General features: G+C 38.9%; 20 protein-coding genes. 11 read left to right on the plus strand and 9 right to left on the minus strand.

Translation table 11 applies throughout. The features are described 5' to 3' along the window. Genes Q360_RS0100805 through Q360_RS0100815 form a run of 3 tightly spaced genes read right to left on the minus strand, consistent with a single transcriptional unit; the run spans position 1 to position 2,178 of the window. Positions 1-1,092, minus strand: a complete 1,092-nt coding sequence (locus Q360_RS0100805) for a DUF4097 family beta strand repeat-containing protein (protein WP_027075390.1) — start codon at positions 1,090-1,092, stop codon at positions 1-3. After that, entirely contained in the window at positions 1,073-1,624 is a 552-nt protein-coding gene (locus Q360_RS0100810; RefSeq protein WP_027075391.1) for a hypothetical protein, read from the minus strand. The genes Q360_RS0100805 and Q360_RS0100810 overlap by 20 nt, the downstream gene beginning before the upstream one ends. Then, complete coding sequence (locus tag Q360_RS0100815) at positions 1,624-2,178, minus strand: RNA polymerase sigma factor (RefSeq protein WP_027075392.1); 555 nt, start codon at positions 2,176-2,178, stop codon at positions 1,624-1,626. The genes Q360_RS0100810 and Q360_RS0100815 overlap by 1 nt, the downstream gene beginning before the upstream one ends. A 277-nt stretch (positions 2,179-2,455) precedes the next feature. On the opposite strand from Q360_RS0100815, the gene lon reads away from it, so the two are divergent. Next, positions 2,456-4,906, plus strand: a complete 2,451-nt coding sequence (gene lon, locus Q360_RS0100820) for an endopeptidase La (RefSeq protein ID WP_027075393.1) — start codon at positions 2,456-2,458, stop codon at positions 4,904-4,906. Positions 4,907-4,982: 76 nt separating this feature from the next. Beyond that, positions 4,983-5,678 (plus strand): (d)CMP kinase, encoded by a 696-nt coding sequence (gene cmk / locus Q360_RS0100825; protein WP_027075394.1) that lies wholly within the window; start codon positions 4,983-4,985, stop codon positions 5,676-5,678. A gap of 94 nt (positions 5,679-5,772) precedes the next feature. On the opposite strand, the gene Q360_RS0100830 is transcribed toward cmk, so the two are convergent. The 3 genes from Q360_RS0100830 to Q360_RS0100840 form a co-directional block, all read right to left on the minus strand. After that, positions 5,773-6,153, minus strand: coding sequence for a LysM peptidoglycan-binding domain-containing protein (locus Q360_RS0100830; protein WP_027075395.1), 381 nt, complete (start codon positions 6,151-6,153; stop codon positions 5,773-5,775). 286 nt (positions 6,154-6,439) lie between these two features. Continuing rightward, positions 6,440-7,120, minus strand: a complete 681-nt coding sequence (locus Q360_RS0100835; RefSeq protein ID WP_027075396.1) for a hypothetical protein — start codon at positions 7,118-7,120, stop codon at positions 6,440-6,442. A 93-nt stretch (positions 7,121-7,213) separates the two neighbouring features. Continuing rightward, a complete protein-coding gene (locus Q360_RS0100840) occupies positions 7,214-7,447 on the minus strand; it encodes a hypothetical protein (protein ID WP_027075397.1) in 234 nt (77 codons plus the stop codon). A 762-nt stretch (positions 7,448-8,209) separates the two neighbouring features. Between Q360_RS0100840 and rpsA the strand changes: the two genes are divergently transcribed. Further along, on the plus strand, positions 8,210-10,069 hold the full coding sequence (gene rpsA, locus Q360_RS0100845; RefSeq protein ID WP_027075398.1) for a 30S ribosomal protein S1: 1,860 nt from the start codon (positions 8,210-8,212) through the stop codon (positions 10,067-10,069). Positions 10,070-10,290: 221 nt separating this feature from the next. Here the strand turns inward: rpsA and Q360_RS0100850 are convergent, their stop codons facing one another. Further along, positions 10,291-12,825, minus strand: coding sequence for a TonB-dependent receptor plug domain-containing protein (locus tag Q360_RS0100850; RefSeq protein WP_027075399.1), 2,535 nt, complete (start codon positions 12,823-12,825; stop codon positions 10,291-10,293). Between the two features lie 14 nt (positions 12,826-12,839). Then, a complete protein-coding gene (locus Q360_RS0100855) occupies positions 12,840-15,365 on the minus strand; it encodes a TonB-dependent receptor plug domain-containing protein (protein ID WP_027075400.1) in 2,526 nt (841 codons plus the stop codon). Between the two features lie 408 nt (positions 15,366-15,773). Between Q360_RS0100855 and pyrR the strand changes: the two genes are divergently transcribed. The 8 genes from pyrR to Q360_RS0100895 all read left to right on the plus strand — a co-directional run bounded on the left by pyrR (position 15,774) and on the right by Q360_RS0100895 (position 22,733). Beyond that, the gene (gene pyrR / locus Q360_RS0100860; protein WP_027075401.1) at positions 15,774-16,313 is read left to right on the plus strand and encodes a bifunctional pyr operon transcriptional regulator/uracil phosphoribosyltransferase PyrR; all 540 of its coding nucleotides are present in this window, start codon (positions 15,774-15,776) and stop codon (positions 16,311-16,313) included. Between the two features lie 3 nt (positions 16,314-16,316). Next, positions 16,317-17,246, plus strand: a complete 930-nt coding sequence (locus Q360_RS0100865; RefSeq protein WP_027075402.1) for an aspartate carbamoyltransferase catalytic subunit — start codon at positions 16,317-16,319, stop codon at positions 17,244-17,246. Between the two features lie 4 nt (positions 17,247-17,250). Continuing rightward, positions 17,251-17,583: a hypothetical protein gene (locus Q360_RS0100870; RefSeq protein WP_027075403.1), complete on the plus strand. Its 333-nt coding sequence runs from the start codon at positions 17,251-17,253 to the stop codon at positions 17,581-17,583. After that, positions 17,580-18,485 carry a ribonuclease Z gene (locus tag Q360_RS0100875; protein ID WP_027075404.1) on the plus strand — a complete coding sequence of 302 codons (906 nt, stop codon included), beginning with the start codon at positions 17,580-17,582 and terminating at the stop codon, positions 18,483-18,485. The genes Q360_RS0100870 and Q360_RS0100875 overlap by 4 nt, the downstream gene beginning before the upstream one ends. 112 nt (positions 18,486-18,597) lie before the next feature. After that, a complete protein-coding gene (pdxH, locus tag Q360_RS0100880; protein ID WP_027075405.1) occupies positions 18,598-19,245 on the plus strand; it encodes a pyridoxamine 5'-phosphate oxidase in 648 nt (215 codons plus the stop codon). Positions 19,246-19,257: 12 nt separating this feature from the next. Further along, positions 19,258-19,746: a SixA phosphatase family protein gene (locus Q360_RS0100885; protein ID WP_027075406.1), complete on the plus strand. Its 489-nt coding sequence runs from the start codon at positions 19,258-19,260 to the stop codon at positions 19,744-19,746. Then, on the plus strand, positions 19,743-21,827 hold the full coding sequence (gene ppk1, locus Q360_RS0100890) for a polyphosphate kinase 1 (protein ID WP_027075407.1): 2,085 nt from the start codon (positions 19,743-19,745) through the stop codon (positions 21,825-21,827). Before Q360_RS0100885 ends, ppk1 begins: the two co-directional genes overlap by 4 nt. 12 nt (positions 21,828-21,839) lie before the next feature. Further along, the gene (locus tag Q360_RS0100895) at positions 21,840-22,733 is read left to right on the plus strand and encodes a Ppx/GppA phosphatase family protein (protein WP_027075408.1); all 894 of its coding nucleotides are present in this window, start codon (positions 21,840-21,842) and stop codon (positions 22,731-22,733) included. On the opposite strand, the gene miaE is transcribed toward Q360_RS0100895, so the two are convergent. Beyond that, positions 22,730-23,311, minus strand: a complete 582-nt coding sequence (gene miaE / locus Q360_RS0100900) for a tRNA-(ms[2]io[6]A)-hydroxylase (protein ID WP_027075409.1) — start codon at positions 23,309-23,311, stop codon at positions 22,730-22,732. The two genes, Q360_RS0100895 and miaE, sit on opposite strands and share 4 nt — an antisense overlap. Positions 23,312-23,373: the final 62 nt, after the last annotated feature.

Here is a 23,373-nt window from a genome sequence, read left to right on the forward strand (position 1 = left end):
TTATTTTTTGGTGAAGCTAATACCTCCGTAATCGCTATTTAATAGTACTTTATTGCCACTATTAGCGCTACCATAATAGCCTTCATAATGCTTGTTGGAGGATTTTTCAGTACTACTGTTAATCTCAAAATCATCTTTACCACTTACTCCAGAATAACTGGTGGTAATGTCAAAATCAAAATGATAGTTGGCATTATAGCCGATTTTTACACCCGTATAATCTGTTCGTATAGAAACATTTCCTGCATCCTCGGCAAGTTCCTCTATTCGTATGGAACCATAATCAGAATCTAGGTTTACATTCCCGTGAATAGTACCGAGTTTTATTGTAATATAATCCCCGGTTCCACTAATATTTATTACCTCTCCTACGGCTATTTTTCCATAGTCGCTGGTATACTCTAGGTTTTCCATTTGCTCAATAGTTGCGTTGGTGTAATCAGTATTTACGATTAAATTACCTGCTTTTTCAATGGTAAAGCTAGAATAGTCGGCTCGGATTTCGCCGCTATTTATATAACCGATGGTCGACTTTGAGGTATAATCAAAATTTAGCTGATTATTCCTACCATGTAGTTCGCCAATTTCCAACCTTCCATAATCGCAATTTATTTTCGCATGTCCGTCTATTCGATCTAGGATAATGTTTCCGTAATCGTTGTCTAAGTTTACACTATTCTTTATGGGAACTTTTATCGAGTAGTTAATTTGCATATTCACATTGTTGTTCTTACCCCAGTTCCATCCCCAACTGCTTTTTTGTTCACCGTAGGTCGTCTTCGCGGAAACCATACTGTTGCTTGCGTCAAAGTCTACCGAAATTCCATCCAGTTTGCTTTGCACCTTTTCTTCATTGTCGCCGCTAGTCTTTATATGCACTTCGATAACAATTCGGTCTTCGTTCCAAGAGGTTATATTAAGATTGCCATAGTTATTGTCTACTTTTAATAAGGCATCCGCATACACGTTAAATTCCTTTTTTATGGTTTTCTCTTTCGTGTATTTACCGTCAAGTATATCGTTGTTGGCTAACAAAAAGATAGGGCTTAGCACCCATATTATAAATGTATATTTATAGAGTATAGTTCGCATCATTATAGTTTTTTATAGTTTCTATTTGTTCAAGCACATCGTGTAATAAATCAATTCTCGTTTGAAAATTTATGATCATGGCGCTAAGTAGTAATTTGCTGTTACCACCATTCAGTAATTCTTTTTCTAAACGGCCATAAGCAGTTTTCAAATTTTTTAGCTGTAACATGGTATCGAAAATAATTTTTTGAGTTTCTGGACTACTTTCCGCCTGTAATTCTTTCAGCTGGTCTTCAATAAGACTAGCAAAATAAAACTGGCTGTTGGCTACCTCTGGGGATACCTTGGCTACCTGCTGTTCTATAGAAGGGTTTTGGTTAAAGAACCCAATGCTTACGGCAATAAGGACTGCTACAGATGCCGCAATGGATACCCCTTTCCACCAAGCTATTTTTTTGATAGGTGATGTAGCACCCTTATTTCCAAGATTCATTTTTTCCAAAAATCGGTCTTCATGTCCGTATTCAGGTGCTTGTGTATCAAAAGAACCTTTTAGGTTTTCGAATAACTGTTCGATGTTGTCTTTCTCCATCAGTGGGTGATTTCTATTTTCTTTCTTAAACTTTCCTTTGCTCTGGATATAGTAGTGCGGCAATTAGCATAACTTATATTCATAATTTCACTTATTTCTTCATAGTCGAATCCTTCAATTAAATGTAAGGTCAAAGAAACTCTGTAATTATCTTTTAAGCGGTTCATGGTCTCCATCACTTTTTGAGCCTTTTGATTTACAAACACATGATTCGAAGTAATTCCGTCATTATCTTCGACCTTATAAATTATATCATCTAAAGCAACTTCATTTTTTTTTCGTTGCTTTTTGTAATGATAAATACTGTTGTTTATTACAATTCGTTTTAACCAGGCGCCAAAGCTTACTTCTGCTTTAAATGTGTGCAATTTCGTAAACGCGTTTAAAAACGATTCTTGCATCACATCTTCTGCTTCCGCGCTATCTTTTACAATACGTACGGCCGTGTTATACATGGCCTTGTAGTACCTGTTGTAAACTTCTAGCTGTGCACGTTGGTTTCCGTTTATGCACGATTGCAATAATGCATCAATATGTACTTCTTTTTGGCTCAAAAAAGTGATTGGTTTGTCTTATAGAGGGAGGAAGTTACGGATTGTTACAGTTTGAGATAAAAGAATTCAATTTAATTCAAAAAGCACTGGGGTATTAATAATTGTCTTTGGATAGGTTTGATTTTAGTTCGATGTTGGCATGAGAATTGAATTGCAGAGGTAGGGCAGCATCCTTATGTGTATCATATGCGGCATTTAAGGAGTTGCACGATGTTTAAAACGAATTGTAAAACTAATTTTTCTGTCACACACGTGACAGAATGACCGATATATAAATATGGGAGATTCTAAATTTTCAAACTTTGACAACATGTCCTTACAGGGTATAGACGATGAAGCGGAGTTGATTCCCTTGCTCACGGCAGAGGACGAAGAACAAATGAATGGAGAAATATTACCTGAAACCTTACCTATACTTCCCTTGCGGAATACGGTGTTGTTTCCGGGCGTTGTAATACCAATTACGGCAGGCAGGGATTCCTCTATCCAATTAATAAAGGACGCCAATAGCGGAAATAAAGTGATTGGGGTAGTCTCGCAAAAAGATGAGGAGACTGAAAACCCAGAGATAAAGGATATCAACACGCTAGGAACCGTTGCCCGTATTTTGCGGGTCCTACAGATGCCTGATGGTAATACTACGGTAATTATCCAAGGTAAAAAGCGTTTTGAAATTGCCGAGGTACTTACGCAAAAACCTTATTTTACAGCAACCATTCGAGAAACAGCAGAACTTAGGCCCGATACCAACAATGTAGAGTTTTTGGCTATAATTGAATCTATTAAGGATTTGGCCTTGAAGATTATTAAAGACAACCCAAACATTCCAAGTGAGGCCTCTTTTGCTATTAAAAATATTCAGAGTGATTCTTTTTTAATCAATTTCGTATCCTCCAATCTTAACTTGGACGTGAAGGCAAAGCAGGAATTATTGGAGATTGGTAATCTCCAAGATCGTGCCTTGGCGACCTTGAAATATATGAATGTAGAGATGCAGAAGCTGGAGTTGAAAAACGATATACAGTCCAAGGTACGCAGCGATTTGGACCAGCAACAGCGAGAATATTTTTTGCATCAACAAATGAAGACCATTCAAGAGGAGCTGGGCGGTGTTTCCCATGATGATGAGTTGGATGAAATGCGTACCAAGGCCAAGAAGAAGAAATGGGACAAAATAGTAAAAGAACATTTTACGAAGGAATTGGCAAAAATGCAGCGCATGAATCCGCAAGTAGCGGAATATTCTATACAGCGCAACTATCTAGACCTTCTTATAGAGCTGCCATGGAACGAATTTTCAAAGGATAAATTCGATTTAAAACGTGCCGAACGCATCTTAGATCGAGACCATTACGGTCTGGAAGATGTGAAACGTAGAATAATAGAATATTTGGCTGTATTAAAACTGCGGAACGATATGAAGTCTCCCATACTTTGCCTTTATGGCCCTCCGGGAGTTGGAAAAACATCTTTGGGTAAATCCGTTGCGGAAGCATTGGGTAGGGAATACGTTCGCATTTCTTTAGGTGGATTACGAGATGAGGCCGAAATACGTGGCCATCGTAAAACCTACATAGGTGCTATGCCAGGAAGAATTATTCAAAGTCTAAAAAAAGCAGGAACTTCAAATCCGGTTTTTATTTTGGATGAGATAGATAAGCTATCCAACAGTCATCAGGGCGACCCATCTTCTGCCATGTTGGAGGTGTTGGATCCTGAGCAGAACAGCGAGTTTCATGATAATTTCTTGGAAATGGGCTATGACCTATCTAAAGTGATGTTCATTGCTACCGCTAACAATTTGGGAACCATACAGCCCGCTTTGCGAGACCGTATGGAAATCATAAACGTAAGTGGCTATACCATTGAGGAAAAAGTGGAAATTGCAAAGAAGCATTTACTGCCAAAACAATTAAAGGAGCATGGATTGGATGCTAGCCATTTAAAAATCGGCAAACCACAATTAGAGAAGATTGTGGAGGGCTACACAAGGGAATCTGGTGTACGTTCTTTAGAAAAGCAACTTGCCAAAATGGTACGATACGCTGCAAAGTCTATTGCAATTGAGGAGGAATATGATATCAAAGTAAGTAATGCGGTAATCATTAAAGTCTTGGGCGCCCCAAAAATGGAGCGCGATAAGTACGAGAACAATGAAGTAGCAGGAGTAGTTACAGGCTTGGCTTGGACTAGCGTAGGTGGCGATATTCTGTTTATAGAATCTATTTTGTCCAAAGGAAAAGGTACCTTGACAATAACGGGCAACCTTGGTAAGGTGATGAAAGAATCTGCCACAATAGCGATGGAATATATAAAATCCAATGCAGAACGCTTTGGCTTGGATGCCGAGATGTTTGAAAAGTACAATGTGCATATTCATGTGCCAGAAGGTGCAACGCCAAAAGATGGTCCAAGTGCAGGTATAACGATGTTAACATCCTTAATCTCTTTATTTACTCAGAGGAGGGTGAAGAAAAGCTTGGCTATGACAGGTGAAATTACGCTTAGGGGAAAGGTGCTGCCTGTGGGTGGAATCAAGGAGAAAATATTGGCTGCAAAACGTGCCAGAATAAAGGAGATTATCCTTTGTGCTGATAATGAGCGCGATATCAAAGAGATTAAGGCAGATTACATCAAGGGCCTTACCTTCCATTACGTGAAAGATATGCATGAGGTCATAGCTATTGCCTTGACAAACACAAAAGTGAAGAACGCAAAGAAGCTTTAAGAATAAATTGATAAACATTAGAGGCCATTCAACTCTATCGCTTATTTTTAAAAAGTCTGAACTAAATTCAGTAGCAATGAAAAAGATAACTATTGCAATAGACGGATTTTCATCCACAGGTAAAAGCACTTTGGCCAAGCAATTAGCAAGGGCCTTAGGTTATGTATATGTGGATACTGGTGCCATGTATAGGGCCATTACTTTATTCGCCATGAATAAAGGTTTTATTGGAGCTAATTTTGAAAATAGGGATGGTTTGGTAGCAGCGCTATCGAAGATTCAATTGCGATTTGTTTTTAATGAAGATTTAGGTTTTTCGGAAATGTACCTCAATGATAAAAATGTAGAGGCCGAAATCCGAAAGATGGAAGTGTCTAGGAATGTAAGTCATATTGCAGAAATAGAACAAGTGCGCATTAAGCTGGTAGCATTGCAGAAAAAGATGGGAGAGAAGAAGGGTATTGTGATGGATGGTCGTGATATTGGGTCTGTGGTTTTTCCGGAGGCTGAGCTGAAAATATTTATGACAGCATCGCCAGAAAAAAGAGCATATCGGCGGTATAAAGAGTTGTTGGATAGGGGGGAGAAAATCAGATATGAAGAGGTATTGGAGAATGTGGAAAAAAGAGATTATATCGATTCGCACCGCGAGTTTTCCCCGTTAATGAAGTCGTCTGGTGCCATTGAATTTGATAATAGTGATATGGGTCTCAAAGAGCAGTTTGAGCGGATGCATAATTTTGCCCTTCGGGTAATAGAAAAGCAAGTATAGGAAGGCTTTTAGGTATAAGAAAGTCAGAAGACTACACTTAAAAAATGCCACTGATGTATCAGTGGCATTTTTTAAGTGTAGTCTTTTGTCTAACTTATGGATTTGGAATAACCAAAATCTGGTCTGGATGTATGACATCCGGATTCTTGAGAATGTTGGTGTTCGCCTCAAAAATTTGCTTGTATTTCATACCGTCGCCATAATAGTGCTTCGCTATTTTACTCAAGGACTCACCACCAGTTACTGTATGTCTATGATATACAGTTTCATCCGCTACGGTAATGTTTGCTTTTATGTCTGAAGCACTTTCGCCTCCTAAAGATTTAATTTTGTCCCAAATTAAATCTTTTTCATAAGGTGTATTTGCTTCACCTTTTATTTTAAGAACGTTTCCTTCTTCGGTAACGTTTCCATTTTTAATTTCTAATTGCTCACCAAGATCTAAAACACCTTGGTATTTTTCTTTAACACTCATATTCGTATATTTAATGGTTAATATTGTCTACGAAAGATACTAATTATTGTAATAATTGAACCATAAAAAAAACATTGTTGTTTTGTGAACTGCCAGATAACATTAATTGAAATCTAGGATTAGTACCTATGATTACCTAGCCGATAATCAGGAGAATTCCATAGATGTAAATATAAAATTTAGGTACTAAAGAAAATTAAAACCTAAACGTTTTTGGGTACCAGCTTTTATTAAACTTAATTTTTTTAACGCTTATATACTTGTATTTAAATATCCAATTTGGAGCTTAGTTATAACTCGTAATTTTAATATCATCAAAATAAACAGTTCCCGTAGAGTTTCCTGCCAAAATTAGAAATAAGTTGATCGTATCAACCGTTTCAACATAGTAAGGTGTCTCTACAGTGTATGTTGTAAAAGGTGACGTCCCATTTATGGTTGTCGTTCCTTGGGTGGTATTAAAGAAAACCATATCGGTATCTGAGTCACCCCTCATAGCAATGGATATTCCGTCATTGGTCACGTTCTCCAACCTGACGCTTACCTCCATGGTCAGCCTTGATCCTTGATTAAGGCCTTCTGGTGAGAATCTGTATCTCCAAAAAGAAAATGCAGAAGGTTCCTTAGCGCTAATTTTTAAACTAGAGCCCGGTGTTGAAAAAATGGTTGAATTTATTTCACTTGAATGGGTGCTGTTTGTAGTATTTGAATATTCCCAATTAGTATCAGTGCTATTGATGGAGTCATTGAAGATAACCGTAGGATTCACTTTAGCGAAAGCCCAACTTGGTATAGGGGTGCTGGAATCCAATAACTCATCCAAATAATAAGCTCTTTTTTCTGGGGTATCCTTGGAGTATAGTCCAAATAGCAGTCCATTAATCATCATTGTTTTATAATCACCATTGGGGAGTAGTGTATTGTTGTGCCCGCGTTCTAAAGCGGCATGCCCTAGTTCATGAAACATTAAAATTTCCCTGTCAGCGTCGTTCCGTTCAGACCAGCATTCTGGTCTTCTACTAATTTGAACAGTTCTATTCCTTGGGTCGCCCCATCCGCATTAAAAATTTAAGGTGTCCGAGATTACTAAGTTTATAGAACCGGGGACAATACCAACATTTCTCGCGGCTGCCTCCGATGCAAACCTATTGATGTACTCTTCGTAGTTGGCGTTAGGACGCGTTCTAACAATTGGTTCACTATCATCAATAGTGGTATCGTCGGTAGCTGTGTCATTAGTGCAGGCAACTAGATAAAAAAGTATACTTGCTAAAAACAAATATCGATAGTTCATAGTTAGTCAATTTTAAGGTTGTTTTCCAAAATTTGGAACAATAAGCAGTTTTACTTAAGCCTATAGTTTGTCCTTTTACATCCCTAAACAAGATACTGATTTAAAGAATTTGTCTTTGTTAAACATTTATAAAATTGACGTTAAATTAGTGTTAATGAATGCGTCGCATAGCCTTATAATTGTTGACTATTTGTTGGCCTTTGGTCCGCGTTACCATGGTAACATCCTTTTGTACCTATTGATTTACTTCCGGGTAAATGGAGTTCATATTTCTCCATTTACGACGCGGTTGGAGCGATACCAGAAAAGATACAACAAGGGCTAACCAAAAAAGCGCCTATGAGCGTGTTTAAGATTTTGCTTTTTGCTTTAACCAAAAGAAACAAAGGCATATTGGCGGATAGATTTTTGGCATCCAAAATATTTGCTATTATTATTATGTGCTGTTGTCATTTTAGCAGGCGAAGTTCTCAATTTCTAAGGGCACATTATGCCAAAGGGATAGCCTGTGATTATCTTGGTAGCTGTAGTAGTTTTGAGGTCTTGTTTTTTGTGGTATCCTCTAATAAATGAGTAAATACCACATCTTGTTGCGAACAAACATAAATAGTGTTTGTAATATAGGATATAAGTTGTATTTTTGCACCCCTTTTTCACGGCGAAGCTAAGAGCGAAAAAGGGATTAAAAAGAAAAATATAACAACTTCTACAATAGCCGTTTAGCTCTTGCAATATTGTAGAATACAAATTTATAATCAGCAAATGGCTGAAGAAAAAAAACCAGCTGAAGCGGTAGAAACTGTAACAGCAACTCCAGAAACTGCGGAAGTAGTTCAAGAAACAAAAGAACAGGTTCCTGTTCAAGACCCTCAAGAATTTTTAGAAAACTTTAATTGGGAGAAATACGAGCAAGGAATTGAGCGTGTTGACGATTCTAAACTTAAAGAATTCGAGGAATTAGTAGCACAGAACTTTGTAGATACTGCCGATGAGGAAGTAGTTACGGGAACAGTAGTTTATATTACGGATAGAGAGGCGATTATTGATATTAACGCAAAATCTGAAGGAGTTATTTCCTTGAACGAATTTCGTTATAATCCCGATTTAAAAGTAGGGGATAAAGTAGAGGTACTCATAGATATCCGTGAGGATAAAAGTGGGCAACTCGTACTTTCACACAGAAAGGCTCGTACTATTATGGCTTGGGATCGTGTAAATGCGGCTCATGACAATGAGGAAATCGTTAGTGGTTTTGTAAAGTGCAGAACTAAAGGGGGTATGATTGTTGATGTTTTTGGAATTGAGGCATTCTTGCCAGGCTCACAAATTGATGTGAAGCCTATTCGCGATTACGACCAGTATGTAAATAAAACAATGGAATTCAAGGTGGTGAAAATCAACCATGAATTTAAAAACGTTGTTGTTTCGCACAAAGCGCTTATTGAAGCTGATATTGAGGAGCAGAAAAAAGAAATCATTAGTCAACTAGAAAAAGGACAAGTATTAGAAGGTGTTGTTAAAAACATCACTTCTTATGGTGTCTTTATAGATCTTGGTGGTGTTGATGGTTTGGTTCACATTACAGACCTTTCTTGGAGTAGAATTAATCATCCGAACGAGGTGGTAGAGCTAGACCAGAAATTAAACGTTGTTATTCTTGATTTTGATGAGAACAAATCTAGAATACAATTAGGTCTTAAGCAATTAGAGAAGCATCCTTGGGAAGCCCTTAGTGATGAAATTAAAATTGGTGACAAAGTTAAAGGTAAAGTAGTAGTTATAGCTGATTACGGTGCATTTATCGAAGTTGTTGAAGGTGTTGAAGGATTGATACACGTTTCTGAAATGTCTTGGTCTACGCATTTACGTTCCGCTCAGGATTTCGTTAAAGTTGGTGACCAGGTAGAAGCGGTTGTATTGACTCTTGATCGTGAAGACCGTAAGATGTCTTTAGGTATCAAGCAATTGACGCCAGACCCTTGGACTGATATTACAACAAAATACCCTGTAGCTTCAAAGCACAGCGGTATCGTTAGAAACTTCACTAATTTTGGTGTGTTTGTAGAATTAGAAGAAGGTATCGACGGTTTGATTTATATCTCTGACCTTTCTTGGACGAAAAAAGTGAAGCATCCATCTGAGTTTACCAATGTTGGTGATACTTTAGAAGTGGAAGTTCTGGAGTTGGATGTTAATGGTCGTAAGCTTAGCTTAGGTCACAAACAAACAACGGAAAACCCATGGGATAAGTACGAGAAGGAATTTGCCTTAGGTACTGTTCACACAGCATCCATTACTGAAATTGTAGATAAAGGAGCAACGATAGACTTTAACGAGGATATTACAGCCTTTATTCCACAACGTCATTTAGAGAAAGAAGATGGTAAGAAACTAACGAAAGGCGATGAAGCAGAATTCAAGATTATTGAGTTCAATAAAGACTTTAAGCGTGTGGTAGCTAGTCATACTGCTATCTTTAGGGAAGAAGAGCAACGTAACGTAAAAGCAGCTGTCAAAAGACAAGCAGCAAGTACGGACGAAGCTAAGACAACTCTAGGTGATGCGAACGATGCGTTGCAAGAATTAAAAGAAAAAATGGAAGCTGAGTCTAAAAAGAAGTAAGCTTTTATTTATAATGCAATCATATTAAAAACCCTTGACTATTTAGTCAAGGGTTTTTTGTTTGAATTTTATACGAACTGTTTGATTATGGTAAAATTCAATAGTAGGCTAGGCGATAATTTTTTATTTAAAGAATTTTATGCTTGCTTCAAGTATCAAATTCAAAAAGATAGCCAACACGTTCCTGTTGAGACAATAAAATCTTAAGAAGTTTCGTATTGTTATTCGACCACTTCTATATCATATAGTCCGTTCACGGGTCTTCCGTCATTGGTAATCCCTTCTACTTTTACCAAATATGCACCGGTAGTATCCCCAGTAAAAAAATCGACAGTCGATTTTCCTTGATTGTTGAAGGTCAGTTCTGGTTTCCAGTATAGTGTAGTGCGGTAATCGGGTTTTTCTGGGTCTTCTTTACTATAGTCCGGGATGTAGAATTCCCTTGTTTTATAGAAACCAGGTATTTTGAACCTTGCAATTCCTGGATATTCTTCTACAACCAATCGGTCTATGCCAATATATGGGTTGGTATACACTCCTATAACGCCATTAGCTCCTCGACTTCCCCAAAAGGCAGTGTCCGAACCATAAACTACATCTATAAAAGTGACGTCCATGGCTCTTAGTATTCGAAGAAATTCAAAATCAGATTGTACACCGTCTATAAGAACCAATGGGTCCGAGCCTGCCATGACAGATGATTGCCCCATGCCAATAATCCTGATTTCTTGTCTCGGATATGAACCGCTAACTATAATTCCGGGCATTCTCTGTATTAGATCTAATGCACTCAATGCCTTGCTTCCTGAAATGTCCTCTGTGTAAACACGCCTAGAGAACAGGCTTCTGGTTAATGCGGATGTAGGATTTGATTCAAGAGATATTTGGGTTCTTGTTTTTTTCTTTTCGGTTATGATGACTTCATCCAACTGGGTCACTTTTGTAGGGTCGTATTTAAAATCGTTGACCTTTTTCCGGTATTCCTCCTTCAGGTATTCTTGACTAAGTTCAACAGTACTGCGGTCGGTACGCTCGGTCTTTTTAAGTTTTGAGGCTAGCTTTTCGTTCTGTTCGTTCAAAAAGACAGAAAAATTTTTTCGTTTGTACTCGAATTTTGGTACGGAATCGTAGGCCTCTACCGTAGCGTCTAGGCTGCCGTTGAAATAAAAAGGCCCAAAAACGAATTCTCCCTGAGTATTGGTCTCCTTTTTGGAATTGATAAGCTCGGGTCCGAACAGGTTTAATGTGGTAACGGTCTGTTTGGTCTGGAACGGGCTTTTGAACTTGGTGGTTCTACCGGACACCATAATGCCTTTTTCAGGGGCATATTCCGGAATCTTACTAACGTTTTTGGAAAGCATGTCTTTCCAAATAAATCGTCTCCAGCCATGGGTTAGCATCAGCGCGTCCAATAAGAATTTACGTTGCTTGGAATCCTCTGCAAAGAAAAAATCTGGGTTCTCTACACTGCCACCTAAATCAGAATCCAGCAGTAGCCAGCTTCTTATGTTGTTAGATGCTCCTTTACTACTGTTCTTAGAAACGACACCCATGGAGAAATCCCCTTTCAAGGGCTCACCCTCTTCATCGGTCAAGGCCATACTTAGATTCACCTTGTCACGAAGACCAAAGGTCTTTGTGGGTGCAGAAATGGTCAAACGAGCATCGTTTTCGGGGTTGTCTATAAAAACGAGGCGTTCGCTTATGGGCTCGCCATCACCGGAAAAGAGGGTAAACTGCGCGACCCCGTCTTGAAGTTCTTCTGTGTATATTTTGGTGGCATAGGACGCATTGTCCTGGGAGCTACCGATTCTTTTGAATATAAGGTCACCCCTCAAATGGCCCACCAACAAAGTGCCTTCAAGGCCATTCTCTGTTGTGCTTGCCACTTGCACCAAAACATGGTCCTCCCGGTTCTTAAGACTTAATATACAACCAGATGCTAATGCCTCGGGCAATGGGAATTTCTGTTCTGTTCCCTTAAAAATGACACTTGCATAATACTGCTCCCCCTGTAAAGGGACAAAACCGACACTTCCTAGACCGAATTCAAAACTCTCGAAAGGTGCTACAATCTCGTCTTTTGAATTTTTGATATGGCCTTTTAGTGCTACCCCGTTACCTTTTGCATCAAGTACTTCGAGCCCCATGGTACCAGGTAAGCCCTTAACAAGATGGCCTCCTTCGGGAAAGAATTTGATATCCGGTTTGCCGAATATGGCCTTATCGGTATTCCGTTCAAAACCACGAAGGGCCTTTGCCAGCGGAACCTGTTCCGCGCTCAGTCCAGTGCGTATTTCCTGAACGAAAATAGGGATGCTTTTCTCAAAAACGACTGGATCGGCATCATTGAGCATGTACTTGGTATAGGAACGCAGGGTATACTCCCCTTGTGCGATGTTATCATCGATTTGTATATCTCCGGAGGCGCCGATGTCATCCACGAACAGTTTCCGTTGCACGATTACACTGTCTTGCGCATTAACCAGTTCCACATATACCACCTTGCTATTATCAGAGCGGTCATGCAAAATACCGTCTACAAGGTAGGTCTTAAACCAAATGGTCTCCCCATTGGTATAGAAATCCTTATCCGTATGCAGGTATGTTTTTTCGGGTGCCAGGTTACGGCTGTAGTCCACAAGTATCGCCTTTACTTTTTGCAGAAGCAGGTATTCTTGGGAAAGCTTTGAAAAGGAAAGAATAGAGAAAGCTACAACCAATCCTAGTATTGAATATACGCCTATTTTTTTCATAGTAATCTTTTTTGTTATTCCACCACCGCTATATCATATAGCCCATTAACGGGTCTTCCGTCATTGGTAATCCCTTCTACTTTTACCAAAAACTCTCCGGTAGTATCCCCGGTAAAAAAATCAATGGTCGATTTTCCTTCGTTGTTGAAGGTCAGTTCCGGTTTCCAGTATAGGGTAGTGCGGTAATCGGGTTTTTCCGGGTCTTCCTTGACATAGTCCGGGGTATAAAACTCCCTTGTTTTATAGAAACCGGGTATTTTAAACATGGCAATTCCTGGATATTCTTCTGGGACTATTCTATCTGTGTCAATATCGGGGTTGGTGTACACGGCGATAACACCGTTAGCACCTCGACTTCCCCATAGGGCAGTGTCGGAACCAAAAACATAATCTATAAAACTGACCTCTATGGCTCTTAAGGGTTGAAGCGTTACTAAGCTAGTAGCTATGCCGTCCATAAGAATTAATGGGTCGTTGCCAGCCACGAAAGAAAATCTACTAGCCTGAACGTTCTGTCTCGGATATACACCTGTAACTATAAGCCCAGGCATTCTCTGCAATAGATCCATTGCACTCAATGCCTCGCTTCCTGAAATGTCCTCTGTGTAAACACGCCTAGAGAATAGGCTCCTGGTTAATGCGGATGTAGGATTTGCTTCAAGAGATATTTGGGTTCTTGTCTTTTTCTTTTCGGTTATGATGACTTCATCCAATTGGGTTACTTTAGTAGGATCATATTTAAAATCATTGACTTTTTTCCTGTATTCCTCTTTTAGATATTCCTGACTAAGTTCAACGGTACTGCGGTCGGTACGCTCGGTCTTTTTTAGTTTTGAGGCTAGCTTTTGGTTCTGTTCGTTTAAAAAGATAGAAAAATCTTTTCGTTTGTACTCAAATTTTGGTTCGGAATCGTAGGCCTCTACCGTAGCGTCTAGGCTGCCGTTGAAATAAAAAGGCCCAAAAACGAATTCTCCCTGAGTATTGGTCTCCTTTTTGGAATTGATAAGCTCGGGACCGAACAGGTTTAAAGTGGCTACGGTCTGTTTGGTCTGGAAAGGGCTTTTGAACTTGGTGGTTCTACCGGTCACCATAATGCCTTTTTCAGGAGCATATTCTGGAATTTTGCTTACGTTTTTGGAAAGCATGTCTTTCCAAATAAATCGTCTCCAGCCATGGGTAAGCATCAGGGCATCCAATAAGAATTTACGTTGCTTGGAATCCTCTGCAAAGAAAAAATCTGGGTTCTCTACACTGCCACCAAAATCAGAATCCAACAACAGCCAGCTCCTTATATTATTAGAAGCTCCTTTACTACCGTTCTTAGAAACGACACCCATGGAGAAATCCCCTTTCAAGGGCTCACCCTCTTCATCGGTCAAGGCCATACTTAGATTCACCTTGTCACGAAGACCAAAGGTCTTTGTGGGTGCAGAAATGGTCAAACGAGTATCGTTTTCTGGATTGTCTATAAAAACAAGTCGTTCGCTTATAGGCTCGCCATCACCGGAAAAGAGGGTAAACTGCGCGACCCCGTCTTGAAGTTCTTCTGTGTATATTTTGGTGGCATAGGACGCATTGTCCTGGGAGCTACCGATTCTTTTGAATATAAGGTCACCTCTTAAATGGCCCACCAACAAGGTACCTTCAAGGCCGTTCTCGGTTGTGCTCGCCACCTGCACCAGCACATGGTCGTCCCGGTTCTTGAGGCTTAATATATAACCAGATGCTAAGGCCTCGGGTAATGGGAATTTCTGTTCGGTTCCCTTAAAAATGACACTTGCATAATACTGCTCTCCCGGTAAAGGGACAAAACCGACACTTCCAAGGCCGAATTCAAAACTCTCGAAAGGTGCTACAATCTCGTCCTTCGAATTTTTGATATAGCCTTTTAGCGCTACCCCGTTGCCTTTGGTATCAAGTACTTCGAGCCCCATGGTACCAGGTAAGCCCTTAACAAGATGGCCTCCTTCGGGAAAGAATTTGATATCTGGTTTACCGAACATGGCATTGTCTGTATTCCGTTCAAAACCACGAAGGGCCTTTGCTAGGGGAACTTGTTCCGCGCTCAGTCCAGTGCGTATTTCCTGAACAAAAATGGGGATGCTTTTCTCGAAAACTACCGGATTCGCCTCATTGAGCATGTACTTGGTATAGGAACGCAGGGTATACTCCCCTTGTGCGATATTATCATCGATTTGTATATCTCCGGAGGCGCCGATGTCATCCACGAACAGTTTGCGTTGCACGATTACACTGTCCTGAGCGTTAACCAGTTCTACATACACCACCTTGCTATTATCGGAACCGTCATGCGAAATACCATCTACAAGATAGGTCTTAAACCAAATGGTCTCCCCGTTGGTATAGAAATCCTTATCCGTATGCAGGTATGTTTTTTCGGGCGCCAGGTTACGGCTGTAGTCCACAAGTATCGCCTTTACTTTTTGCAGAAGCAGGTATTCTTGGGAAAGCTTTGAAAAGGAAAGAATAGAAAGAACGATTATCAATCCAAATACGATAGGTATACTTACTTTTTTCATAGTAATACTTTTATGTGTGTGTTTAAACTAAGAAAAAATAGCAATATTTTCACTATTTTTAACAAATATTTAGTTAAATCCCTAAGTATTGAGGATACCGCAACAAGGAGATATGGTGTTGTTATTCGGAAAAGGAATAGGATATCTGTTTTGTATGCTAAATCTATTTTTCAATGGGGTAAGGCTAGCACTTCATTATTAAAAAGTATCTAAATTATAGCTTAGGCATAAGGTATACCTATTATAAAAGTAACATAGGCTCATTTTAGACAAGGTAAACTGTGTTGAACTGCAGATTCTTTAGGATTGGAGCAGTATTCTTAGCTTGAGAAAACACAAAAATGTTATTCACTCGTGCTTTAGCTAGAATTCCCTATTTTTGTGGAGCTAAATGCGTGATGGACTATTATGGGTCAAAAAGTATTACTATCCTCAAAAGAAATCAACATCATTCTACATCGTTTGGCTTGCCAATTGCTTGAGAACCATCAAGATTTTAAAAATACAGTATTAATAGGCCTGCAGCCGCGCGGAATATTTGTGGCGCAGCGCTTGTATAAGATTTTACAGGAGGAATATGGCGTTAAGCATATAGATGTTGGGGTGCTGGATATTACCTTTTATCGTGATGATTTTAGAAGGGGAGACAAACCTTTAGAGGCTACCAAGACCAAAATCGATTTTCTCATTGAGGATAAGAATGTAGTCTTGATAGACGATGTGCTCTATACCGGGCGTAGTATTAACGCAGCCTTAACCGCACTGCAATCCTTTGGAAGACCCTCCGAAGTAGAATTGTTAGCCTTGATTGATCGCAGATTTAGTAGACACTTACCCATACAGCCCAACTATAGAGGCAGACAGGTAGATGCTATTGATGGAGAAAAGGTAAAAGTGATGTGGAAAGAGAATGAAGGTGAGGATGTAATATATTTGATTAATAGATAGAAAATGAGCGAACTGAGTGTACATCACTTATTGGGAATTAAATACCTGAAGGAGTCAGACATTCAACTTATTTTTGAAACTGCAGATCATTTCAAGGAAGTCATTAATCGTTCTATTAAAAAAGTACCTTCCTTACGTGATATTACCATTGCTAATGTTTTTTTTGAAAACAGTACACGTACCAGGTTGTCCTTTGAGCTTGCTGAAAAACGACTCTCCGCAGATGTTATTAATTTTTCAGCTAGTCAGTCCTCAGTAAAAAAAGGGGAAACACTCATCGATACGGTTAATAATATTTTATCCATGAAAGTGGATATGGTAGTTATGCGCCATCCCAATCCCGGAGCGGGAATTTTCCTCTCTAAACACGTTAAGGCATCTATCATAAATGCAGGTGACGGAGCCCATGAACATCCCACCCAAGCACTTTTGGATTCGTATTCGATTAGGGAGAGACTTGGTGATGTTGCAGGTAAAAATATAGTTATTGTTGGGGATATATTACACTCTCGTGTGGCACTCTCCAATATATTTGCGTTAAAACTTCAGGGTGCCCATGTAAAGGTCTGTGGCCCCAAAACATTGCTTCCCAAACATATAGAATCTTTAGGAGTAGGCGTGGAGACCAACTTAAGAAAAGCCTTGGAATGGTGTGATGTTGCCAATATGTTACGCATACAGAACGAGCGCTTGGATATCAGTTACTTTCCTACAACTCGGGAGTACACACAACAATTTGGAGTTAATAAAAAGTTGTTGGACAGTTTGGACAAGGAAATCGTAATCATGCACCCTGGGCCAATAAACAGGGGTGTGGAGATAACCAGCGATGTGGCAGATTCTAAGCAATCGATAATTCTAAACCAGGTGGAAAACGGTGTAGCCATCCGTATGGCCGTGATTTATTTGTTGGCTTCCAAGATTAAACAATAGCCCTATGATTTTTGATAAAGACGGAACTACATCCATTGTATACCAAGAAAAAATTTCCATCGCTACTTTTTTAGAAAATCTGAACCAGGCCTATGCAAAGGTTAAGCATGATAATTTGATTGTAAATCTATTTTCTTTTGAAACACTTACCGCTAGCGATGTCCTAGAATTTTTGGAGCTATCTAAGAACCATAAAGAAAACGGAAAATCGTTCGTTATTGTAACAAACAAAGTTTCTTATGACGAAGTGCCGGATAAAATCATGGTAACCCCAACCCTGCAAGAGGCCAAGGATATTATTGAAATGGAGGAAATAGAAAGGGACCTTGGACTGTGAAGTTGACCATACTCGGTTGTTATGCCGCTACACCCAGAACCCTTACAAACCCAACCTCTCAAGTACTGGAAATCAAAAATCATATGTTTTTGATAGATTGCGGGGAAGGTACACAAGTGCAATTACGTAAGCATAAAATCAAGTTTTCCAGAATTAACCATATTTTTATTTCTCATCTACACGGTGATCATTTCTTTGGCCTGCCCGGACTAATTTCTACGTTTCGATTGTTGGGAAGAGATAAAGAGATGCATGTATATGGTCCAAAAGGGATAAAGGAAGCCATTACCTTACTATTGAAACTAGGAGATTCATGGACCAATTATCCGTTGTATTTTCATGAGCTAACTTCTAAGGAAAGTATCCTTGTTTATGAAGATGAAAAAGTAAGCGTAAAAACCATACCATTAGAGCACAGAGTGTATACCAATGGCTATTTATTTCGTGAAAAAATTGGGAAACGAAAGTTGGATATCAATGCGGTAAACGAATATAAAATTGATAAAGTCTATTTTCAAAATATAAAAAATGGAAAGGATGTGGTCTTGGATAATGGCAAAACGATAGAAAACAAACTGCTATCAATTGACCCATCAAAACCAAAGTCTTATGCCTTTTGCAGTGATACTGCCTACAAACCTGATATTATTCCCATTATAGCTGGAGTAGATGTACTGTACCACGAAGCAACATTCTTAGAGTCGGAAGCTCCTTTGGCTAAAAAAACCAAACACGCTACGGCAACCGAAGCCGCCAAGATTGCCAAAGACGCAAAGGTGGGTACCTTGGTATTGGGACATTATTCTACCAGATACAAATCTATTTCCCTTTTTAAGGAGGAGGCCCAACAGGTTTTTGAGAATACTGAATTGGGGGATGATGGTAAGTGTTTTGAGTTTTAAGCTATAATAGGATTCTTTTTTCTAATTAAATTTTTCCTAAAAGCAAAATTCTTGCTTTACAATGTCCCATCTTTTCCTCAACTTTGATTATCTTGTTATTTAAGGGTGTTATATGCAGAAAGATCTAGGTAATTATAGAAAATCTTACGAAAAAAGTGAACTGATAGAGGAGCGTGTGTCGGATAATCCAATGCAATTGTTCCAGACTTGGTTTTATGAAACCGAACAATCGGATAGCGTAGAGGAGCCAAATGCTATGACTGTCTCTACTGCTGGTTTAGACGGCTACCCAAAAAGCCGGGTGGTACTCTTAAAAAAGTACACCGATGAGGGTTTTATATTTTATACTAATTATGATAGCGAAAAGGGAAGGGCTATTGCCACAAACCCGAAGGTCTGTATTTCATTTTTTTGGCCTGGCTTAGAACGCCAAATTATTATAAAAGGCAAGGCTGAGAAAATAGCAGAAAATCTTTCTGATGGTTATTTTGAATCTAGACCAGATGGCAGTAAGCTAGGAGCCATGGCCTCTGATCAAAGCTCGGTAATTCCTTCTAGAGGAGTTTTAGAGTCTAAGCTAAAAGAGCTAGAGCTAGCTTATGAGGGTAAGGAAATTCAAAGGCCAAAAAATTGGGGTGGGTACATCGTAAAGCCGGTTTCGATAGAATTTTGGCAAGGAAGACCCAATAGGTTGCACGATAGAATACGCTATAGCCTTCAGCCGGATTTTGATTGGAAAATAGAGCGACTTGCACCTTAAAGTAAGAAATCAATGAAGAATTTACTTTTAATGCGTCATGGAAAATCGTCATGGGAACTCGACGTAAGTGATGAGGACCGGGCTTTGTTACAGAGGGGCATTAGCGATGTGAAATTAGTAGGCGAAGCGCTTAGCCAAAATGGTGTGCAGTTGGATTTTGCCTTTTCGAGTTCAGCAAACAGGGCATTACACACTGCTATGATTTGTTTACGTCAACTTAGGTTTCCGTTGGATAACTTCAAAGTAATTCCTGAGTTATATGATTTTTCTGGAAATTATGTGCTAGAATTTGTAAAAAGCCTACCGGATGAGCTGAATACTATTTTAGTTTTTGGACATAACCATGCTTTTACCCATATTGCCAATTCATTAGGGAGCACCCATATAGAAAACGTGCCAACCGGCGGATTCGTTCACCTGCAATTTAATGAGCAATCTTGGACTTCTATTTCCAAGGGAACAACTATAGGAACCATTTTTCCAAAGCAGTTAAAAAAATGATGAAAAGTAAAAATCAATATATAAACAGAGAAATAAGCTGGCTTAAATTTAATGAACGGGTCCTACAAGAGAGTGCAGATAAAAATGTGCCTTTAATAGAACGATTACGTTTTGCCGGAATTTTCTCTAATAATTTAGATGAGTTTTTTATGGTGCGTTATGCAACCGTAAAACGTATTGTGGAGGCAGGTAAGAAGGGGAAAAGTGTTTTGGGCGGAGAAGTGGCCAAGGACCTATTGGAAGAAATTACTAAAATTGTAATAAAACAACAGGCCAAAAGTATTGAAATCATACGAGAAATTGAAAAGCAGCTAGAAGAACAGAATGTTTTTCTGATTACAGAAACAGAGCTTTCCGAGACGCAGCAGAAATTTGTAAAAACGTATTTTCTGCAAAATGTTAGTCCGCAACTAACGACCATTATTCTTAGTGATTTAGCTGAATTTCCAACATTAAAAGATACCGCAGCTTATTTAGCTGTAAGAATGTTGCTGAAACGGGACGATCGTACTCGAGAAACATCAAGGAGAATAGAAAAAAGATATGCACTTATTGAGATTCCAAAAGGAATAGAGCGTTTTGTGGTCTTGCCTAGAGAAGGAAATAAGGACTACGTTATCATGCTTGACGATGTGATTCGTTTTTGTATGGATAGCATCTTTACGATGTTCGATTATAGTTCCATATCGGCCCATATGATAAAAATCACAAGGGATGCTGAGCTGGACATAGATAATGACCTAAGTAAGAGTTTTATAGAAAAAATTTATTCCAGTGTAGAGGGGCGTAAAATTAGTAATCCAGTACGCTTTGTTTACGATAAAAAAATAGGGAAAGATACCTTGCAGTTCTTAAAGGAAAAGATGAATGTCGAGGATACCGACAGTATTATCCCTGGTGGTAGGTATCATAATAAGAGAGATTATCTTAGTTTTCCAAGTTTGGGCAGGAAAGATTTGTTATACAAAAAAATAGTTCCATTACCGGTAAAAGGACTGAGTCTTGAGGGAAGCTTATTGGAGAAAATCAGCGAAAAAGATTACTTGCAGTACACCCCGTACCACACCTTTGCCTACGTTTTGAAATTTTTAAGGGAAGCTGCCTTAGACCCTAAGGTGAAGACTATCAAAATTACCGTGTATAGGCTAGCAAATGATTCCCAAGTAGCAGCTTGCTTGTCTAATGCTGTTAAAAATGGGAAGCAGGTTACTTTGCAGATAGAGCTTAGGGCACGGTTTGACGAGCATGCCAATATACGGTATGCAGAAGAGCTCCAGGCAGAAGGCGTTAAGTTGATATTTGGTGTTCCGGGCTTAAAAGTACATAGTAAAATCTGTTTGATAGAGCGTGAGGAAGCTGGTCAAATGAAACGATATGGTTTTATAAGCACCGGTAATTTTAATGAATCTACAGCTAAAATATATACGGACTATACCTTGTTTACAGCTAATGAGCCTATTTTAAAGGAATTAAACAAGGTGTTTGATTTCTTTGAAACCACTTTTAAAATAAACAAATACAAGCATTTAATAGTATCTCCACATTACACAACTAAAGTATTTAAAGAATTAATAGATAAAGAGATAGAAAATGCTCAAGCGGGTAAAGAAGCGTTTATCAAAATAAAGATGAATAGTTTTACCTCTTACGCTATGGTTGATCGATTATATAAAGCGAGTAATGCTGGGGTAAAAATTCAATTAATTGTTAGGGGTATTTGTTGCCTTATTCCAGGTGTAACAGGAATGAGTGAGAATATTGAAGCTATTAGTGTTATCGATAAGTTCTTAGAACACCCAAGAATGTTCATTTTTTGTAATGACGGGGATACTAGTGTTTATATTTCATCAGCTGACTTTATGACTCGTAATTTAGAGAATAGGGTAGAGGTGGGTTGTCCTATTTACGACGCCGATATAAAGCAAGAACTTTTGGATACTTTTGAAATATCTTGGGCAGACAATGTAAAGGCACGTCTTTTTAATGAAGCACAGGATAATGCGTATCGTAAGAACGATAAAGAAAAAGTACGTTCCCAATTTGCTGTGTATGATTATTATCTTGATAAATTGAAAGACTAAAATTATTGACTCTTGAAAATAAGAAAGTTTGCGGCAATTGATATCGGCTCAAACGCCATTCGTTTGCTCACGCATAACGTGATAGAGGAACGTGGAAAAAAAACACAGTTTCGTAAAAATTCCTTAATAAGAGTACCGGTGCGCTTAGGCGAGGATTCATTCACGGTAGGAGAAATTTCAGAACTCAATATTGACCGCATGGTGAAGGCCATGAAGGCGTTTAAACTTCTTATGGAAGTTGCAGGAGTTGAAAAATATAGGGCCTGTGCCACGTCGGCCATGCGCGAGGCAAACAATGGTAATGAAGTACTAGCAACGATTGCCACTGAATCTGGTATTCAGGTAGAGGTGATAGATGGCAAACAGGAAGCTGCTATTATAGCGTCTACCGACCTCAAGGATATTATTAGGCAAGACCAATCATATTTGTATATAGATGTAGGTGGTGGTAGCACGGAATTTACCTTATTTACGGACGGAAAAATAAAACTATCCAAGTCCTTTAAGTTGGGTACGGTGCGCTTACTAAATGGTTTGGTAGGGGACCGAATTTGGAAAAAATTACAGGAATGGATTACCGTCAACGTTAAGAATTTTCCTAAATTATCCATTATTGGTTCTGGTGGAAACATCAATAAACTTCATAAAATGTCGGGGCGCAAGGAAGGCGAACCTGTATCCTACCTTTGGTTGAATGCACAATACCATTTTTTAGAAAGTCTGAGTTACGAAGAGCGCGTATCTGAATTAGGTTTAAACCCAGATAGAGCAGATGTTATCATTCCCGCTACACGTATTTTTCTTTCTGCCGCAAAGTGGAGTGGGGTTAAAAAAATACATGTACCTAAAATTGGATTGTCGGATGGTATCATTAAAAACCTGTATTATACTGAGCATAATCCTTAACCGTGAATCGTTTCCTTTGTTCCTAAGCCTTTCATGATTTGAGCTTCGTACTGTAAAAGTTCATCCCATTTTTGGTTTACCTCCTTTAAATCTCCGTATTTACGTGCAAATTTCAGGAACATGGTGTAGTGTCCCGCTTCGCTAATCATCAATTTTCGGTAGAATTCTGCTAGGTTTTTATCTTCCAATTCTTCTGAAAGTAATCGGAAACGTTCGCAGCTTCTGGCTTCAATTAATGCAGCGTATAATAGCCTATGTACAAGTTGTGTCGTTCGGCTTCCGCCTTTTGGAAAGAATTTTATCAATTCCAGTACGTATTCATCCTTGCGATCCCTTCCCAAGGTTTGTCCTCTTTCCCGGATCAAATCGTGAACCATTTTAAAATGTCCCATTTCCTCTCTAGACAAAGCGACCATTTCTTCAATAAGTTCTGGATATTCAGGAAAAGATACAATGAGCGATATTGCGGTACTCGCAGCTTTTTGCTCACAATAGGCATGATCTGTTAAAATTTCATCAATATTTTTTGCTACAATATTCACCCATCTTGGGTCTGTAGGTAGTTTTAGGCCTAGCATAGTTTTTAGTTTTATATAAAAGAACTGTTTCTTGCCAACATAAAGCGTTCTTTACACCGCAA

Source organism: Maribacter antarcticus DSM 21422, assembly GCF_000621125.1.
Lineage (GTDB): Bacteria > Bacteroidota > Bacteroidia > Flavobacteriales > Flavobacteriaceae > Maribacter > Maribacter antarcticus.